The organism is Limnohabitans sp. T6-20 (assembly GCF_003063505.1).
GTDB lineage: Bacteria > Pseudomonadota > Gammaproteobacteria > Burkholderiales > Burkholderiaceae_C > Limnohabitans_A.
The window spans coordinates 812,030-827,513 of record NZ_NERW01000002.1 but is presented as its reverse complement, the minus strand read 5'-3'; the positions used below and the strand labels follow the sequence as shown (position 1 = coordinate 827,513).

Sequence of the window (15,484 nt, the reverse complement as noted above, 5' to 3'; positions counted from 1 at the left end):
CCTCAACCTCCTGTGACAGGCGGGAAAAACGCCACTTCGCAGTCGCCAGACAGCAGCGTGGCGTCGTTGGCCATGACTTGATTGACCGCCACGCGCACGGGGCGACCTGCAGCCAAGCACTCGGCATGGGCCTCACCACGTGCCATCAGTTGCTGTCGCAGACCCGCCACGTCTTCGCACGCTGTGTCCACGACCTCACTGGCCACACCAATGGTTTCACGCAAAGAAGCAAAGTAACGCACCTGAATTTTCATGACAGCCATTCCGCAAAAGGCCAAAAGTTGACCGTATCGCCTTTGGCGATGCAGTGCCCAGCCGGGTTGTCCACCACACCATCGCCCCAAACCACCGAGGTCAGAACCCCCGAACTTTGGTTCGGGAACAAGTCGAGTCCACCTTGTGCGTTGCGGCGGACACGCAAAAACTCACGCCGCTTATCCGCTTTGGGCACATCAAAATGGGCAGGCAATGGCAAGCAGACGGGTGCCACCTGCTCGGCACCTTGCAGCGCCAAAATCAGGGGTTTGACCAGCAGCAAGAAGGTCATGAAACTGGACACGGGATTTCCGGGTAAACCCACAAAATGCGCCATGCCCTGTGCCGTTTCGCGTCGGACATGGCCATACGCGAAAGGCTTGCCGGGCTTCATGGCAATTTGCCAAAGCGCCAAATCCCCCAAAGATTGCACGGCGGGTTTCACATGGTCTTCTTCGCCGACCGACACCCCGCCACTGGTCACAATCAGGTCATGGTGATCCGCCGCTGTTTTGAGCGCAGCCACCGTGGCTTCACGGCGGTCCGGAACAATGCCCAAATCGCTCACCTCACAACCAAAGCGGTGCAGCAAAGCCCGCAAGAAAAAACGGTTGGAGTTGTAAATGGCACCGGGCGGCATGTCGGCCGGTGCCACTTCACCAGGCATGACCAACTCATCGCCCGTCGAAAACAAGGCCACTTTGGGGCGGCGCATGACCTTCAGGTGTGCCAAGCCCAGGCTGGCGGCCAGACCCATTTCAGCGGGCCCCAGTTTTTGGCCACACTTGAGCACAGTATCGCCCTGGCGTACATCTTCTCCGCTGCGACGCACCCACTGCCCTGGCTGGGCAGCCGTCAAAAAACGGACCCGATCAGGCGTGTCAGCTGACAGCAACTCGGCTTGCTCCTGCATGACGATGGCATCGGCGCCTGGCGGCACAGGTGCCCCCGTGAAAATGCGGGCCGCTTGCCCCGGCAACAAAGGCTGACCGTGGTGGCCCGCGGCAATGCGCTGGGTCACGGTCAACTCTGCGCCGGCTTGCTGCACATCGGCGCTGCGCACCGCATAACCATCCATGGACGAGTTGTCAAAAGCAGGCACCTGCAAAGCAGAAACCAGGTCTTGCGCCAGGATGCGCCCATCGGCATCCAGTGTCGCCACCGACTCCACGTCCACCAAGGGGCTGATTTGCGCCAACAGCGTTTTCAGCGCTTCATCGAGTGACATCAAAGGTGCGCGTGGGGCTGTGGTCATGGGGCTCAATCGCAGTGTTGTGTGATGTAAGTCTTGATCAAATCCACATCGGCAGGCATGACTTGCACCCGCTTGGGCAACAGCTCGATGCCTTCAAACTTGGCTGGGCGATCAGGTTGGCGACCCAAGGCCTCCACAATGGTCGAGGCAAATTTGATGGGCAATGCCGTTTCCAGAACGACCATGGGCACGGCGCGCTTCACATGCTCTTTGGCCACTTTCACGCCATCTGCGGTGTGGGTGTCGATCATCACGCCGTAGGAAGCAAACACCTGCTGAATCGTCTTGAGACGGTCTGCGTGGGTGCTGCGGCCACTTTCAAAACCATAAAAACCAGCCGCCTTGGCAAAGCGCGCATCGCCAGACAGGTCAAAAAACCCTTGACGGCTGAGGCCCTCACCAAAAATGGCCTTGACTTTGGCGCCATCGCGCTCCAGCAGGTCAAACACAAAGCGTTCGAAATTGCTGGCTTTGGAAATGTCCATCGATGGGCTGGACGTTTCGTGCGTATCGGCAGTGCCGCGCACGCGGTAGATGCCGGTACGGAAAAACTCGTCGAGCACATCGTTTTCGTTGGTCGCCACCACCAAACGGTCAATCGGCAAGCCCATCATGCGAGCCACATGCCCTGCGCACACGTTGCCAAAGTTGCCACTGGGCACGGTGAAGCTGACTTTCTGATTGTTGCTGGTCGTCGCCTGAAAGTAGCCTGCAAAGTAATACACCACCTGAGCCAGCAACCGTGCCCAGTTGATCGAATTCACGGTGCCAATCTTGTAGCGACGCTTGAAATCCAGATCGTTGGAGACCGCTTTGACGATGTCCTGACAATCGTCAAACACGCCTTCCACGGCGATGTTGTGGATGTTCTCGTCGAGCAAGCTGAACATCTGGGCTTGCTGAAACGGGCTCATGCGGCCGTGCGGGCTGGTCATGAAGACACGAACACCTTTTTTGCCGCGCATGGCGTATTCGGCCGCGCTGCCGGTGTCGCCCGAGGTCGCGCCCAAAATGTTGAGCTCTTCGCCGCGCCGCGCCAACTCGTATTCAAACAAGTTGCCCAGCAACTGCATGGCCATGTCCTTGAAGGCCAGTGTCGGGCCGTTGGACAAAGCTTCCAGATACAGATCCGGCTGACTTTGGCCTGCAGTTTGCAGAGGTTTGAGGGGCACGATTTCCGGGGTACCGAACACCTCTTTCGTGTAGGTCTTGCGGCACAAGGCTTGCAAATCTTCGCGCGGAATGTCGTCGATGTAGAGCGACAAGACCTCGAACGCCAAAGCGGCATAGCCCTGGCTTTGCCAAACCTGACGCAAATGTGTCAGCGCAGCCGCATCGAGTTTGGGATAGCTCTCTGGCAAGTACAAACCGCCATCAGGCGCCAGACCTTCGAGCAAAATTTCACAAAATTGTTTGCGGTCGGCGTGACCGCGGGTCGACAGGTAGCGCATCAGTTCAACTCTTCCTTGCGAATGCGCACAATCGGTGCCATCACGGTGGGCAGTGCCTGCATTTCGGCCAAGACGGCGCTCAGGGTGCCTTCACGCGTGTCGTGCGTCAAGATGATCACATCGGTTTGGTTCTCGCCTGCTTGGCTGACCTGATCGGCCTCGCGTTGCAACACGGCATCGATGCTGATATCGGCTTGCGCCAAGAGACCCGTCAACTTGGCCAAAACACCAGCTTGATCGGCCACGCGCAAACGCAGGTAATAACTGGTCACCACTTCGGACATCGGCAACACCGACAAGTTGCTCATGGCATTCGGCTGGAACGCCAAGTGCGGCACACGGTTGAGTGGATCTGCGGTGTGCAAACGGGTGATGTCCACCAAATCGGCAATCACAGCGCTGGCCGTTGGCTCAGAGCCTGCGCCCTTGCCGTAATACAAAGTGGTGCCTACGGCATCGCCCTGCACCATCACCGCATTCATCGCACCTTCTACGTTGGCGATCAAGCGCTGGGTTGGCACCAGGCTGGGGTGCACACGCAACTCCACACCGTTTGCTGTACGCTTGGTGATACCCAAGAGCTTGATGCGGTAGCCCAATTGCTCGGCATACTTGATATCGGCAGCCCCCAGTTGGGTGATGCCTTCCACATACGCCTTGTCAAACTGGACTGGAATGCCGAAAGCGATCGCGCTCATGAGCGTCACTTTGTGGGCGGCATCCACACCTTCAATGTCAAATGTCGGATCGGCTTCGGCATAACCCAGCCGCTGGGCTTCTTTCAGCACCACGCCAAAGTCCAGGCCCTTGTCGCGCATTTCGGACAAGATGAAGTTGGTGGTGCCATTAATGATGCCTGCCACCCACTGGATGCTGTTGGCGGTCAGGCCTTCGCGCAGCGCCTTGATGATCGGAATACCACCCGCCACAGCGGCCTCAAAGGCCACCATGACGCCTTTGGCTTGCGCAGCGGCAAAAATTTCAGTGCCATGCACGGCCAGCAAGGCTTTGTTAGCCGTGACCACATGCTTGCCTGCGGCAATCGCCTCCATCACCAAAGTTTTGGCGATGCCGTAACCACCAATCAATTCAATGACGATGTCGATCTCGGGATTGGCAATCACCTCACGGCCATCGGCCACCACTTGAACACCCTCGCCCACCAACGCTTTGGCACGCGCCACATCGAGGTCGGCCACCATGGTGATTTCGATACCGCGGCCAGCCCGTCGCTGAATTTCACCCTGGTTACGCTTGAGCACATTGAATGTGCCGCTGCCCACAGTGCCCACGCCCAAGAGGCCTACTTTGATCGGTTTCATTTTCTACTTCTTTACTACAGTGCGCCCGAAAAAATCGGGCTGGGATATTTGAATTCAGCCTGCCAAGGCCTCAGTGCCGAAGCGTTTGCGGGCACCCTCCAGAAAACGGGCAACGCGTGCAATGGCTTCACGCAAATCGTCTTCATGTGGCAAAAATACAATCCGGAAATGATCGGTGTCAGGCCAATTGAAGCCCGTTCCCTGAACCAGCATCACCTTGGTTTCTTCGAGCAGTTGCAAGAAGAAGTCCTGATCATCCTTGACTGGATAAATCTGAGGATCGAGCTTGGGGAACATGTAAAGCGCCGCTTGTGGCTTGACGCAGCTGACACCCGGAATGGCGGTGATCAACGCATACGCCAGATCCCGCTGCTTGCGCAAGCGCCCACCCTCGTTCACCAACTCGTTGATGCTCTGGTGCCCACCCAAGGCAGTCTGAATGGCCCACTGGCCGGGCACGTTGGCACACAAGCGCATGTTGGAGAGCATGTTCAAACCCTCGATGTAATCGCGGGCGTTCTTTTTGTCGCCAGAAATTACCATCCAGCCTGCCCGGTATCCGCACGAGCGGTAGCTTTTAGACAGGGAGTTGAAGGTCAAGGTCAACACATCTTGCGACAAGCTGGCCAAGGGAGTGTGTTTGACGCCGTCGTACAAAACTTTGTCATACACCTCATCGGCAAAAATCACCAAGCCGTGTTCACGGGCAATGGCCACAATGCCAATCAGCAACTCATCCGAATACAGCGCGCCCGTCGGGTTGTTGGGGTTGATCACCACAATGCCTTTGGTGCGGGGTGTGATTTTGGCGCGGATGTCCGCCAAATCCGGCATCCAGCCATTGGCTTCTTCGCAGTGGTAGTGAATGGGCGTGCCGCCAGACAAACTGGCCGCCGCCGTCCACAGCGGGTAATCGGGGGATGGCAAAAGCACTTCGTCGCCGTTGTCCAGCAAACCGTTGGTGGCCATCACGATCAATTCGCTGGCACCGTTGCCCAAGTAAATGTCGTCAAGCGTGACGCCCAGGATGCCCTGCTTTTGGGTTTCATGCATGACGGCTTTACGCGCTGCAAAAATGCCTTTGCTGTCGGAGTAACCTGCCGAGTTGGGCAAGTTGCGAATCATGTCTTGCTGAATTTCTTCAGGCGCATCAAAGCCGAAAACTGCCAGGTTTCCGATGTTCAATTTGATGATCTTTTGCCCGTCCTCTTCCATTTGACGAGCGCGGTCCATGATCGGGCCACGGATGTCATAACAAACGTTGGCGAGCTTGGCAGATTTTTGAATGGGCTTCAAAGTGCCTCCAAAGGCGGTTGCGAGAGGGGAAAACCTATAATTTGACCACATTTCAAGGCCATTTCGGCCCTACAACCCAGAGCAACGCCTCTAATGTTGGACTGAATACGCCCAGCCAGCCCAGATCACCCCATGAAACTACAACCCGACAAATCCAACAGTCTCACCATCAATGCCTACGGCGAAGGATGGATAGAGGTCAATGGTCAAAAATTCGACCATTCCCTGATGGTCAGTAGCCTGCCGGGCGCTGTGCCCAAGGAATGGGAAGTTCGACGTTTTGAAGAACTCAAGCCAGAAAATTTCGAGGCATTGGCACTGAGCGACGCAGAGCTGGTGATCTTTGGCAGTGGCCCCCGCTTGCGATTTCCGCAGCCAGCCTGGCTCCGGCCCTTGATTGAGCGCGGCATTGGCCTTGAAACCATGGACACACCCGCCGCCTGCCGCACCTACAACATTCTGGCCAGCGAAGGACGCAAAGTGGTGGTCGCTTTGCTGCAAGAAGCTTAAAGCATGCATTTCACAATCGATGGTTTCCAAAGGTTTGGGCGATTGAGGGCTTGCATTCAGAGTAAAATCGAAGGTTGCCAAGGCCCACGGCCTTTAGCGAATTTGACACCATTTGATGGCGTCAAGCGCTCAACCTGTCAAGCGAGATCAAAGTTTTATGGCGATCGTTCTTAACAAACCCCTCCCCGAATTTGAAGCGAACGCGACCAGCGGTCTGAAAGTTTCGAACATCTCCCACCTCGGCCAACCCGTGGTTTTGTTTTTCTACCCCAAAGACAACACCCCAGGCTGCACGACCGAAGCCATGCAGTTCCGCGACAAGTACAAAGATTTTGTCAAAGCCGGCGCCCTGGTTCTGGGTGTCTCGCGTGACAACATGAAATCGCACGATGACTTCAAAGCCAAGCTGGAATTGCCTTTTGAGTTGATTGCCGACACAGAAGAAAAAATGTGCCACATGTTCGGTGTGGTCAAAAACAAAATCATGTACGGCAAAAAAGTCAAAGGCATTGAGCGCAGCACATTTTTGGTGGGTGCCGACGGCACACTCAAGCAAGAGTGGCGCGGTCTGAAAGTTCCAGGCCATGTGGAAGAAGTGCTCAAAGCCGTCAAAGACCTGAAGAAAGCCGCTGCGGTCGCCTGACCGAAGCGCGAGGGAATTGTCTTTGAGCTCGTGCATAATGAATTCATGCCGCTGAAATTCAGCCCCCTCTTCTCCTTCGTAAAAAGCCGCCTTGGCCTCCAGGCGGCTTTTTATTTTTCAGCGACAGAATTTTTCACTTCTCAAGAGGCCTTCGCTCATGCCACTGCCACCCGCTCCCACCCAACGCGCCAGCCGCTTGACCCACACAGCTTTCGAGGCATCAAGCGCTGACGAAGAAAAGTCGCCCGTGATGGTGCAAGTTGAAACCAAGGTGCCAGCGGCCCCTGCTCAGGCACCCGCTGCCACGGAGCCCAAACGGGTTCCCCGCGGCCGCAAAGCGCCAACGGCGGCAGCGACGCCACCCGCAGCCCCTGTGCCCGCTGCCTCAATGCCCAGCTTTGCGCCCGTGAGCCGACCTAAACGCCGAACCGGACCGAGCAAACTCTTTGTGCTCGACACCAACGTGCTCATGCACGACCCGATGAGCCTGTTCCGCTTTGAAGAACACGATGTCTTCTTGCCGATGATCGTGCTCGAAGAGCTGGATGGCCACAAAAAAGGCATGACCGAAGTGGCGCGCAATGCGCGTCAAGCCAGCCGCTCACTCGATGCCCTGGCCAGTGCGCAAGGTGCTGACCTGGGCAAAGGCTCGCCCTTGAGCGCAACGGGCCACACCGATGCGATGGGCCTGTTGTTTTTCCAGACCCAGGCACTGGATTTGAGCTTGCCTTTGGCCCTGCCACAAGGCAAAGCCGACAACCAGATTTTGGGCGTTGTGAAAGCGCTGGGCCAGTTGCAAGCCCCACGCGAAGTGGTGTTGGTGTCCAAGGACATCAACATGCGGGTCAAGGCGCGGGCTTTGGGTCTTCAAGCCGAGGACTACCAAAACGACAAGACGCTCGAAGACGGTGACCTGCTGTACCCCGGCTCATTGGCTTTGCCCGCTGATTTCTGGATACGCCATGGCAAAACCGTGGAGAGCTGGCAACAAGGCACGCACACCTTTTACCGCATCAGCGGCCCCATCGTGCCCAGCCTGTTCATGAATCAGTTTGTCTACTTTGAGGCTCCGGGCGAGCCCAGCTTGTATGCCCGCGTCACCGAAATTCGCGGCAAAACGGCTGTACTGCGCACACTCAAAGACTTCAACCACCAGAAAAATGCGGTCTGGGGCGTGACCACCCGCAACCGTGAGCAAAATTTTGCGATGAACTTGCTCACCGATCCAGACGTTGACTTTGTCACTCTGGCTGGAACTGCGGGCACCGGCAAAACCTTGATGGCATTGGCCGCAGGTTTGACACAAGTGCTGGATGACCGCCGCTACACCGAAATCATCATGACCCGCGCCACTGTCAGCGTGGGCGAAGACATCGGTTTCTTGCCCGGCACCGAAGAAGAAAAAATGGGCCCCTGGATGGGCGCACTCGATGACAACCTGGAGTTTTTGGCCAAAGGCGATGGCGGCAATGCCGGTGAATGGGGCCGCGCCGCCACCAACGAGTTGATCAAGAGCCGCATCAAGATCAAGAGCATGAACTTCATGCGGGGTCGCACCTTCATGAACAAGTACGTGATCATCGACGAGGCCCAAAACCTGACGCCCAAGCAGATGAAAACACTCATCACACGGGCAGGCCCGGGCACCAAGATCATCTGCATGGGCAACCTGGCCCAGATCGATACGCCCTACCTGACCGAAGGCTCATCCGGCCTGACCTATGCGGTCGACCGCTTCAAAGGCTGGGCACATGGCGGCCACATCACGCTGGCACGCGGTGAGCGCTCCAGACTGGCAGACTTTGCCAGCGAAGCACTGTAAAGATCAAGCTGTCGTCGGGTCTCAGTAATCGTCGCTCAGACCCGACGCCAGACTTTCAAAACGCGTCAGGTTCTTCAGGAAGGTCAAGCGGACCGTGCCTGTCGGGCCGTTACGTTGCTTGCCGATGATGATTTCTGCCACGCCAGGATCTTTGGAATCCTTGTTGTAATAGTCATCACGGTAAATGAACATGATGATGTCGGCATCCTGCTCGATGGCGCCGGACTCTCGCAAGTCGCTCATCATGGGGCGCTTGTCGGTGCGCTGCTCGACGCTTCGGTTCAGCTGCGACAGCGCAATCACCGGGCACTGCAGTTCTTTGGCCAGCATTTTCAGACCACGCGAAATTTCGCCCAACTCGGTCGCGCGGTTGTCGCCCCCGGAACTGCCCGAACCGCTCATGAGCTGCAAATAGTCCACCACAATCAAGCCCAGCTTGCCGCACTGACGTGCCAAGCGGCGGGCGTTGGCACGCAGCTCGGATGGTGTCAGGCCAGGCGTTTCGTCGATGTGCAAAGACACCGTGCGCAGCTTTTCGATGGCTTCGGTCAAGCGTGGCCATTCGTCGTCACTGAGCTTGCCTGTCCGCAAATGCCCCTGGTCGATGCGGCCAATCGAGCCGACCACACGAACCGCCAACTGGGATGCGCCCATTTCCATCGAGAACACCGCCACCGGCAAGCCCTCGTTCAAGGCCACATGCTCTGCGATGTTGATGGCAAAAGCCGTTTTACCCATCGAAGGACGCGCGGCCAAAACGACCATGTCACCTGGCTGCAGGCCTGAGGTCATGCGATCCAGATCATAAAAACCGGTGGGCACGCCCGTGATGTCGTTGGGGTTGTCAGCCATCTCCTGCACGCGGTCCAGCAGCTCGACCACCAGCGTGTCCATCGACTGAAAGCCCTGCTTCATGCGTGAGCCTTCTTCACCAATGTTGAAGATCTTTTGCTCGGCCTCGTCCAGAATCCGGTCAATCGCCTTGCCCTGCGGGTTGAAGGCGTTGGTGGCGATCTCGTCGCTGGCAGAGACCAGCTTTCGCAAGATGGAGCGCTCACGCACGATTTCTGCGTAACGACGAATGTTGCTGGCGCTTGGCACATATTGCGCCAGCGAATTCAAATAACCCAAGCCGCCCATTTCTGCGGTTTTGCCCTGGTTTTGCAACTGCTCACTGACGGTGATCACATCGGCAGGCTTGGAGGCGTTGATCAACGCACCAATCGCTGCATAAATCAACTTGTGCTCATGCCGGTAAAAATCCGAATCCACCAGCAAATCGCCAACACGGTCCCATGCCCCGTTGTCGAGCAGCAAACCACCCAACACACTCGACTCGGCCTCGATGGAATGCGGCGGAACACGCAGTTTGGCAATTTGACTGTCTGAAGACAGGTCTGAGGGAAATTCACTCAAATGGGGGGAGAAAACAGCAGACATTGAGAACCGAAAAATCAAAAGGCCATGTTAGCCCCGGCAGCCGGTGGCGTCACGGGACAACCCTGTGGATAAGCATGGGGTATCCGGTGATCAACGGGGGACAAGTTGGCTTCACAAACAAAGTGATGCACAAATGAAAAGGCCCTTCCGATCTCGAAAGGGCCTTTTGATTTTTGGGGTGGCTGATGGGGCTCGAACCCACGACAACAGGAATCACAATCCTGGACTCTACCAACTGAGCTACAGCCACCGTAGGTCGATATTATAGCCTGAAGCTCATGGCTTTACTGCTGCGGATGCCATCATCTTTTGAGGTTTTTCAGCCAGGATTTCAACCTTGAACTGAGACTTCAAACTGGCCAAATAAGCTTGCGATTCAGCCTGACCCCACAAGCGGGCAAATTGCTGGCGGCTTTGGTCTGCTTGCTGCGCAGTCATCTCTGGGCGAGGCACAATTTTGTTCACACGAACAACGGCATAACCTTGGGCGCCCAGGTCGACACCTGTCAAAGCAGGCAGCTTTGCAGGGTCGGCACGCAAAGCGGCCTGCACCACTGCTTGAGGCTGCTCTTGAGCTTGTTCTCTTGACACGGTCACAGCACTGCCCAAATTAGCTTGCGCAGGCTCGCCCTTCCAGGCGGCCAATCGGGCCTGGCCCTCTGCTTTGGCCAATTCAGCAGATTTGGACTGAATCAAAAGCTGTCGCACATCGGCCTTGACTTCATCAAACGGACGCACAGCTGCCGGGCGGTGATTGACAACCCGGGCAGAAACCAATGTATTGGGCGCCACCTCAACAGCCGCAGTGTTGCGGCGTTTGACAAGCGCATCCTCTGAGAAGACCGCTTGCAGCACTTTGGGGTTGTTCATCACCCCCTGAGCGCCTGGGGTGGCCGTACGGGTTAAGCCTTGCGCTTTTTGAACCGTCAACTTCAAACGTTCTGCCACGGGCGACAAACTGTCTGACTGTTCGTAAACACTGTTGCTGAAAGTCTCAGCCAACTCAGCGAACTGACGCTGGGCTTGCTGCTTGCGCAGATCGGCTTCCAGCTGTGGGCGCATCGACTCAAAAGAAGGTGCCTGCGGCAGTTTGACATCGGTCAGCTGAATGATGTGGAACCCGAAATCTGATTCAACGATGTCGCTGATGTCGCCTTTTTGAAGCGCGAATGCGGCATCTTCAAAAGGCTTGACCATGGCGCCGCGTGCAAAAAAGTCGAGATCACCGCCACGGCTGGCAGAGCCTGTGTCATCCGAATTTTTGCGCGCCACTTCGGCAAAAGTTTTAGGGGCTTTGCGCACGGCTGCCAACAGGCTTTCAGCCTTGGCACGGGCTTTTTGCTTGTCGGCCGCGGGCAGGTCCTTGGCCGCATTGACCAGAATATGGCTTGCGCGGCGTTGCTCTTGGCCACCCAAACGCTCCAAATTTTGCTCGTAGTAGGTCTTCAGGTCTTGCTCAGGCAACTCGATCTTGGCCTGCAAGGCGGCGACATCCAGCACCAAAAACTCCAGATCGACATTTTCGACCGAGCGGAAGCGTTCGGATTGCTCTTGGTAATACCGCTCCAGATCTGCATTGGTCACCTGAACCTTGGCAGCAAACTCGGCTGACACCCATCGCTGAACCTGAATTTCACGGCGCTGCAAATAAGCATCCAGTGCCATGTCGGCTTGGCGCTGCGTGGCAAACACCGAGCCCTGCAAACCTGCAAGCACTTGTTGATTGGACAGATCACGGCGAACGCGGGCTTCCAGCATTTCAGGGGTCATGCCTTGGCTGGCGGCCAGCTGGCGATAGCGCTCCATGTCCAGTTTGCCGTCTGCACCACGGAGTCCTGCGATCGACGGGTCTTGCTGCAGATAACGCGCCAAACGCTGATCACTGGTCACCAGCAGCTGTTTTTCTGACGCAATCGCAATCAAGCGTTCATTGACCATGCGGTCCAAAGTGGCATAACGGGCTTCAGCCGAGTCCAGCAATTTGGGATCCAGATTGGGCATGGACACCCGAATGCGATCCACTTCGGCCTGATGGGCTGAGTCCCACTCGGTTTTGGTGATCTTTTGACCATCCACCCGGGCGACTACCGCACCTTTGTCCTCAAACCGGCTGTAGCTGTCGAGACCAAACAGCACAAAAGACGGAATCACCAACAAGAACAACAACCCCATCCAGATTTTTGAGTTGTTGCGAATGGAATCAAACATGATCGAAGTCTCGGGTTATCAAGAAAAAAGGCGAACACAGGGTTCGCCTTTACTTTTGTGGTGGTGGGCGCTGACGGTCTCGAACCGCCGACCTACTCCGTGTAAAGGAGCCGCTCTACCAACTGAGCTAAGCGCCCCACCTGAAAAAGTGTTGTCAGTTCAAAGCGTCCTTCAGGGCTTTACCTGGGCGGAACTTTGGAACTTTGGCTGACTTGATTTTAATCGCTGCGCCAGTGCGTGGATTGCGACCGGTTCGGGCTGCACGTTTGCCCACGGCAAAGGTACCAAAACCGACCAAAGAAACCGTGCCGCCTTTTTTCAAGGTGGCGCGAACAGCGCCCATTGTGGCTTCCAATGCGCGACCTGCAGCTGCTTTGGACAAGTCAGCCTGTTTTGCAATGTGTTCGATCAGTTCTGTTTTGTTCACAAGAAACCTCTTCAAGTTACAAACCGGTACAACCGGCTGTGGACTGGACATGAAATCCACAGTCACGACTGTGAGCTGTGAATTCTAGCGTTGAAAATGCGGAATGCATGGCGCGAACATCAGTTTTTTAAAGCCCAGAAACCAGCCCACCGCAACCGGGGAAACGCACCATCAAAGCGCATCGGCAATGGCACGGCCCACATCGGCTGTTGTGGCCTTGCCGCCCAAATCCGGGGTTCGTGGTGCATCGGCACCAGCAGCCAATACTTTCTCGATGGCCGCCAAAACGGCATCGTGTGCGTCTTTGTGCCCCAAAAATTCCAGCATCATCGCGCCACACCAGATTTGACCAATGGGGTTGGCAATGCCTTTGCCCGCAATGTCCGGCGCCGAGCCGTGCACCGGCTCAAACAGCGATGGGAACTTGCGGTCAGGGTTGAGGTTGGCGCTGGGCGCAATGCCGATGGTGCCGGTGCAAGCGGGGCCCAAATCGCTCAGGATGTCGCCAAACAAATTGCTGGCCACCACCACGTCAAAAAAGTCGGGGCGCTGCACAAAGTGCGCGGTCAGGATGTCGATGTGGAACTTGTCCACGTTAATGCCCGGGTAAGCCTTGGCCATCTCGGCCACGCGCTCATCCCAATAGGGCATGGTGATGGCGATGCCGTTGGACTTGGTGGCGCTGGTCAGGTGCTTTTTGGGGCGCGACTGGGCCAATTCAAACGCAAACTTGAGCACGCGGTCCACACCGATGCGGGTCATGATCGACTCTTGCATCACGATCTCGCGCTCGGTCCCCGGGAACATGCGCCCGCCCACGCTGGAGTATTCGCCTTCGGTGTTTTCACGCACGATGTACATGTCGATCTCGCCGGGCTGGCGTGCGCTGCCGTCGCGGCGCACCACGGGCGCGATGATGCCAGGCATCAATCGGGCCGGGCGCAGGTTGATGTACTGATCAAACTCACGACGGAACAACAGCAGAGACCCCCAGAGCGAAACGTGGTCGGCAATCTTGTCCGGCCATCCCACCGCACCAAAGTAGAGTGCATCGTGGCCACCAATTTGGTCTTTCCAATCGTCGGGCAGCATCTGGCCATGCTTTTCACAATAGTCCCAGCTCGAAAAATCAAAGTGGTCAAACTGCAAGTCGATGCCAAACTTCCGGGCTGCAGCGTCCATCACACGCAGCCCCTCAGGCATGACTTCCTTGCCAATGCCATCTCCTGGAATCACGGCGATGCGATGCTTGGTCATAGAAAAACTTTCAGGATCAAAAAATAAAAAAGGCTGTGCCTTGTCAAACCATCAGCTTAGCGACGAAGGCCCTGTGGGTCTTTCACTTACGTGACGGCCGAACCACCAAGCTCACGCCCAATGCCGTGAGTGCGGTACCTGCCAATGTGGCTGCCGTGATGGTCTCACCGAACAACAGCCAGGCAATGATGGCCGTAGTGGGAGGCACCATGTACATCAAGCTGGTCACTGACGCCGCTGCACCGCGCTGGATCAGCATGTAAAGCAGTGAACTTCCGCCCAGAGTCAGGCCCAGCACCGACCAGGCCATGGCCCCCGCCAGTTCGGCGTTCCAGCGCATGGCCTCAGGCTCGGCCAGCGCCAAGGGCAAGGTGACCACAAAAGCGGCCATCAATTGCACCGTGTTGGCCGAGCGCACATCGCAAGGCTGCACAAAGCGCTTTTGGTAAAGCGTACCGATGGTGATACTCAGCAAAGCCCCAATGGCAAAAGCCATGTTGATGGGGCTCACGTGATCCATGGGTGAGTCCAACGTCAGCTTGCGCCAAACCACCATGAGCAAGCCCGCGAAACCCAACAACAAACCCAACCACTGGCGGCGTGAAACGCCAGGCTGCTCAGAGCCGCGCAAGCTGTAAGACAACCAAATGGCGGTGAGCACCGGCTGAAAGCCCACGATCAGGGAAGACAAACCCGAACCCATGCCCGCCTTGACCGCCGCCCACACGCCACCAAGGTAGCCCGCATGCATCAAGATGCCAGTGACCGCCAAGTGCAACAACTGCATCCGGTTTTGCGGCCACTTGACGCGGGCCAGCCATATCCAGGGCAAGAAGCACAGAATCGAAAGCAGGTAACGCACCAGCAAAAAACTGAAAGGGGGTGCATGCGGCATGCCGTAGCGGGCGACGATGAAGCCGGTGCTCCAGATCAGCACAAACACGACAGGCATGGCCTTGATCCAGGCCGTTGAATCCTGGGTCTCGGTCATTTCACCCGTGCCCGGATTTCAGGCAGGGCCTTTTGCATGTAATAAACCATGGACCAGATGGTCAGCACCGCTGCGATCAGGATCAACACTGCACCCCAGATGCGGGTGTCGATCACACCGAACAGCATGCCGTCATAAAGAAGAAAAGGAATCGCCACCATCTGCACCGTGGTTTTGAGCTTGCCCACCATGTGCACCGCCACGCTCTTACCGGCACCAATTTGGGCCATCCACTCGCGCAGCGATGAAATGGCGATCTCGCGGCCGATGATGACCAGGGCAATCAACACATTGACCCGGTTCATGTGCACCAGAATCAGCAAGGCCGCGCAGACCAAAAATTTATCGGCTACCGGGTCCAGAAATGCACCAAAAGCCGAGGTCTGGTTGAGCTTGCGCGCCAAATAGCCATCCAGCCAATCGGTGATGGCGAAGAGCACAAACATGACCGTGGCGATCAAATTCTGTGTTTCCACCGTCAGGCTTGGCCAGTAATACACGCCAATGATCAAAGGGATCGCGACAATGCGCGTCCAAGTCATGATGGTGGGAATCGTGAAAAACATGGGCTTCATTGTGGCATGCCAAACAGGCGTTTCACGCACGG

General features: G+C 56.6%; 14 protein-coding genes and 2 tRNA genes. 3 read left to right on the top strand and 13 right to left on the bottom strand.

Translation table 11 applies throughout. The features are described from left to right. Positions 1–2 precede the first annotated feature (2 nt). From moaD to B9Z33_RS09860, 5 genes are read right to left on the bottom strand one after another with little or no spacing between them, the layout of a single operon-like run. Positions 3–254 (bottom strand): molybdopterin converting factor subunit 1, encoded by a 252-nt coding sequence (moaD, locus tag B9Z33_RS09880; RefSeq protein ID WP_108286807.1) that lies wholly within the window; start codon positions 252–254, stop codon positions 3–5. Further along, positions 251–1,510 carry a gephyrin-like molybdotransferase Glp gene (glp, locus tag B9Z33_RS09875; protein ID WP_108287094.1) on the bottom strand — a complete coding sequence of 420 codons (1,260 nt, stop codon included), beginning with the start codon at positions 1,508–1,510 and terminating at the stop codon, positions 251–253. The genes moaD and glp overlap by 4 nt, the downstream gene beginning before the upstream one ends. A gap of 5 nt (positions 1,511–1,515) precedes the next feature. Further along, positions 1,516–2,961: a threonine synthase gene (gene thrC, locus B9Z33_RS09870; protein ID WP_108286806.1), complete on the bottom strand. Its 1,446-nt coding sequence runs from the start codon at positions 2,959–2,961 to the stop codon at positions 1,516–1,518. Continuing rightward, positions 2,961–4,283: a homoserine dehydrogenase gene (locus tag B9Z33_RS09865; RefSeq protein ID WP_108286805.1), complete on the bottom strand. Its 1,323-nt coding sequence runs from the start codon at positions 4,281–4,283 to the stop codon at positions 2,961–2,963. Before B9Z33_RS09865 ends, thrC begins: the two co-directional genes overlap by 1 nt. Positions 4,284–4,337: 54 nt before the next feature. Next, on the bottom strand, positions 4,338–5,579 hold the full coding sequence (locus B9Z33_RS09860) for a pyridoxal phosphate-dependent aminotransferase (protein WP_108286804.1): 1,242 nt from the start codon (positions 5,577–5,579) through the stop codon (positions 4,338–4,340). A 132-nt stretch (positions 5,580–5,711) separates the two neighbouring features. Between B9Z33_RS09860 and B9Z33_RS09855 the strand changes: the two genes are divergently transcribed. The 3 genes from B9Z33_RS09855 to B9Z33_RS09845 all read left to right on the top strand — a co-directional run bounded on the left by B9Z33_RS09855 (position 5,712) and on the right by B9Z33_RS09845 (position 8,554). After that, on the top strand, positions 5,712–6,089 hold the full coding sequence (locus tag B9Z33_RS09855; RefSeq protein WP_108286803.1) for an Mth938-like domain-containing protein: 378 nt from the start codon (positions 5,712–5,714) through the stop codon (positions 6,087–6,089). A gap of 157 nt (positions 6,090–6,246) precedes the next feature. Next, positions 6,247–6,732: a peroxiredoxin gene (locus B9Z33_RS09850; protein ID WP_108287093.1), complete on the top strand. Its 486-nt coding sequence runs from the start codon at positions 6,247–6,249 to the stop codon at positions 6,730–6,732. 157 nt (positions 6,733–6,889) lie between these two features. Next, positions 6,890–8,554: a PhoH family protein gene (locus B9Z33_RS09845; RefSeq protein WP_108286802.1), complete on the top strand. Its 1,665-nt coding sequence runs from the start codon at positions 6,890–6,892 to the stop codon at positions 8,552–8,554. A gap of 21 nt (positions 8,555–8,575) precedes the next feature. Here B9Z33_RS09845 and dnaB read toward each other — a convergent pair whose 3' ends face one another. The 8 genes from dnaB to pgsA all read right to left on the bottom strand — a co-directional run bounded on the left by dnaB (position 8,576) and on the right by pgsA (position 15,443). Continuing rightward, positions 8,576–9,994 (bottom strand): replicative DNA helicase, encoded by a 1,419-nt coding sequence (dnaB, locus tag B9Z33_RS09840; RefSeq protein WP_108286801.1) that lies wholly within the window; start codon positions 9,992–9,994, stop codon positions 8,576–8,578. Between the two features lie 174 nt (positions 9,995–10,168). Continuing rightward, positions 10,169–10,244, bottom strand: a tRNA-His gene (locus B9Z33_RS09835). 26 nt (positions 10,245–10,270) lie between these two features. Then, positions 10,271–12,202, bottom strand: a complete 1,932-nt coding sequence (locus B9Z33_RS09830) for a SurA N-terminal domain-containing protein (RefSeq protein WP_108286800.1) — start codon at positions 12,200–12,202, stop codon at positions 10,271–10,273. A gap of 61 nt (positions 12,203–12,263) precedes the next feature. After that, positions 12,264–12,339, bottom strand: a tRNA-Val gene (locus B9Z33_RS09825). Positions 12,340–12,356: 17 nt separating this feature from the next. After that, on the bottom strand, positions 12,357–12,629 hold the full coding sequence (locus B9Z33_RS09820) for an HU family DNA-binding protein (RefSeq protein WP_108286799.1): 273 nt from the start codon (positions 12,627–12,629) through the stop codon (positions 12,357–12,359). Positions 12,630–12,800: 171 nt separating this feature from the next. Further along, positions 12,801–13,886 (bottom strand): tartrate dehydrogenase, encoded by a 1,086-nt coding sequence (locus B9Z33_RS09815; RefSeq protein WP_108286798.1) that lies wholly within the window; start codon positions 13,884–13,886, stop codon positions 12,801–12,803. Positions 13,887–13,968: 82 nt separating this feature from the next. Further along, entirely contained in the window at positions 13,969–14,877 is a 909-nt protein-coding gene (locus B9Z33_RS09810; protein WP_108286797.1) for a DMT family transporter, read from the bottom strand. Then, entirely contained in the window at positions 14,874–15,443 is a 570-nt protein-coding gene (pgsA, locus tag B9Z33_RS09805; RefSeq protein WP_108287092.1) for a CDP-diacylglycerol--glycerol-3-phosphate 3-phosphatidyltransferase, read from the bottom strand. The genes B9Z33_RS09810 and pgsA overlap by 4 nt, the downstream gene beginning before the upstream one ends. Positions 15,444–15,484: the final 41 nt, after the last annotated feature.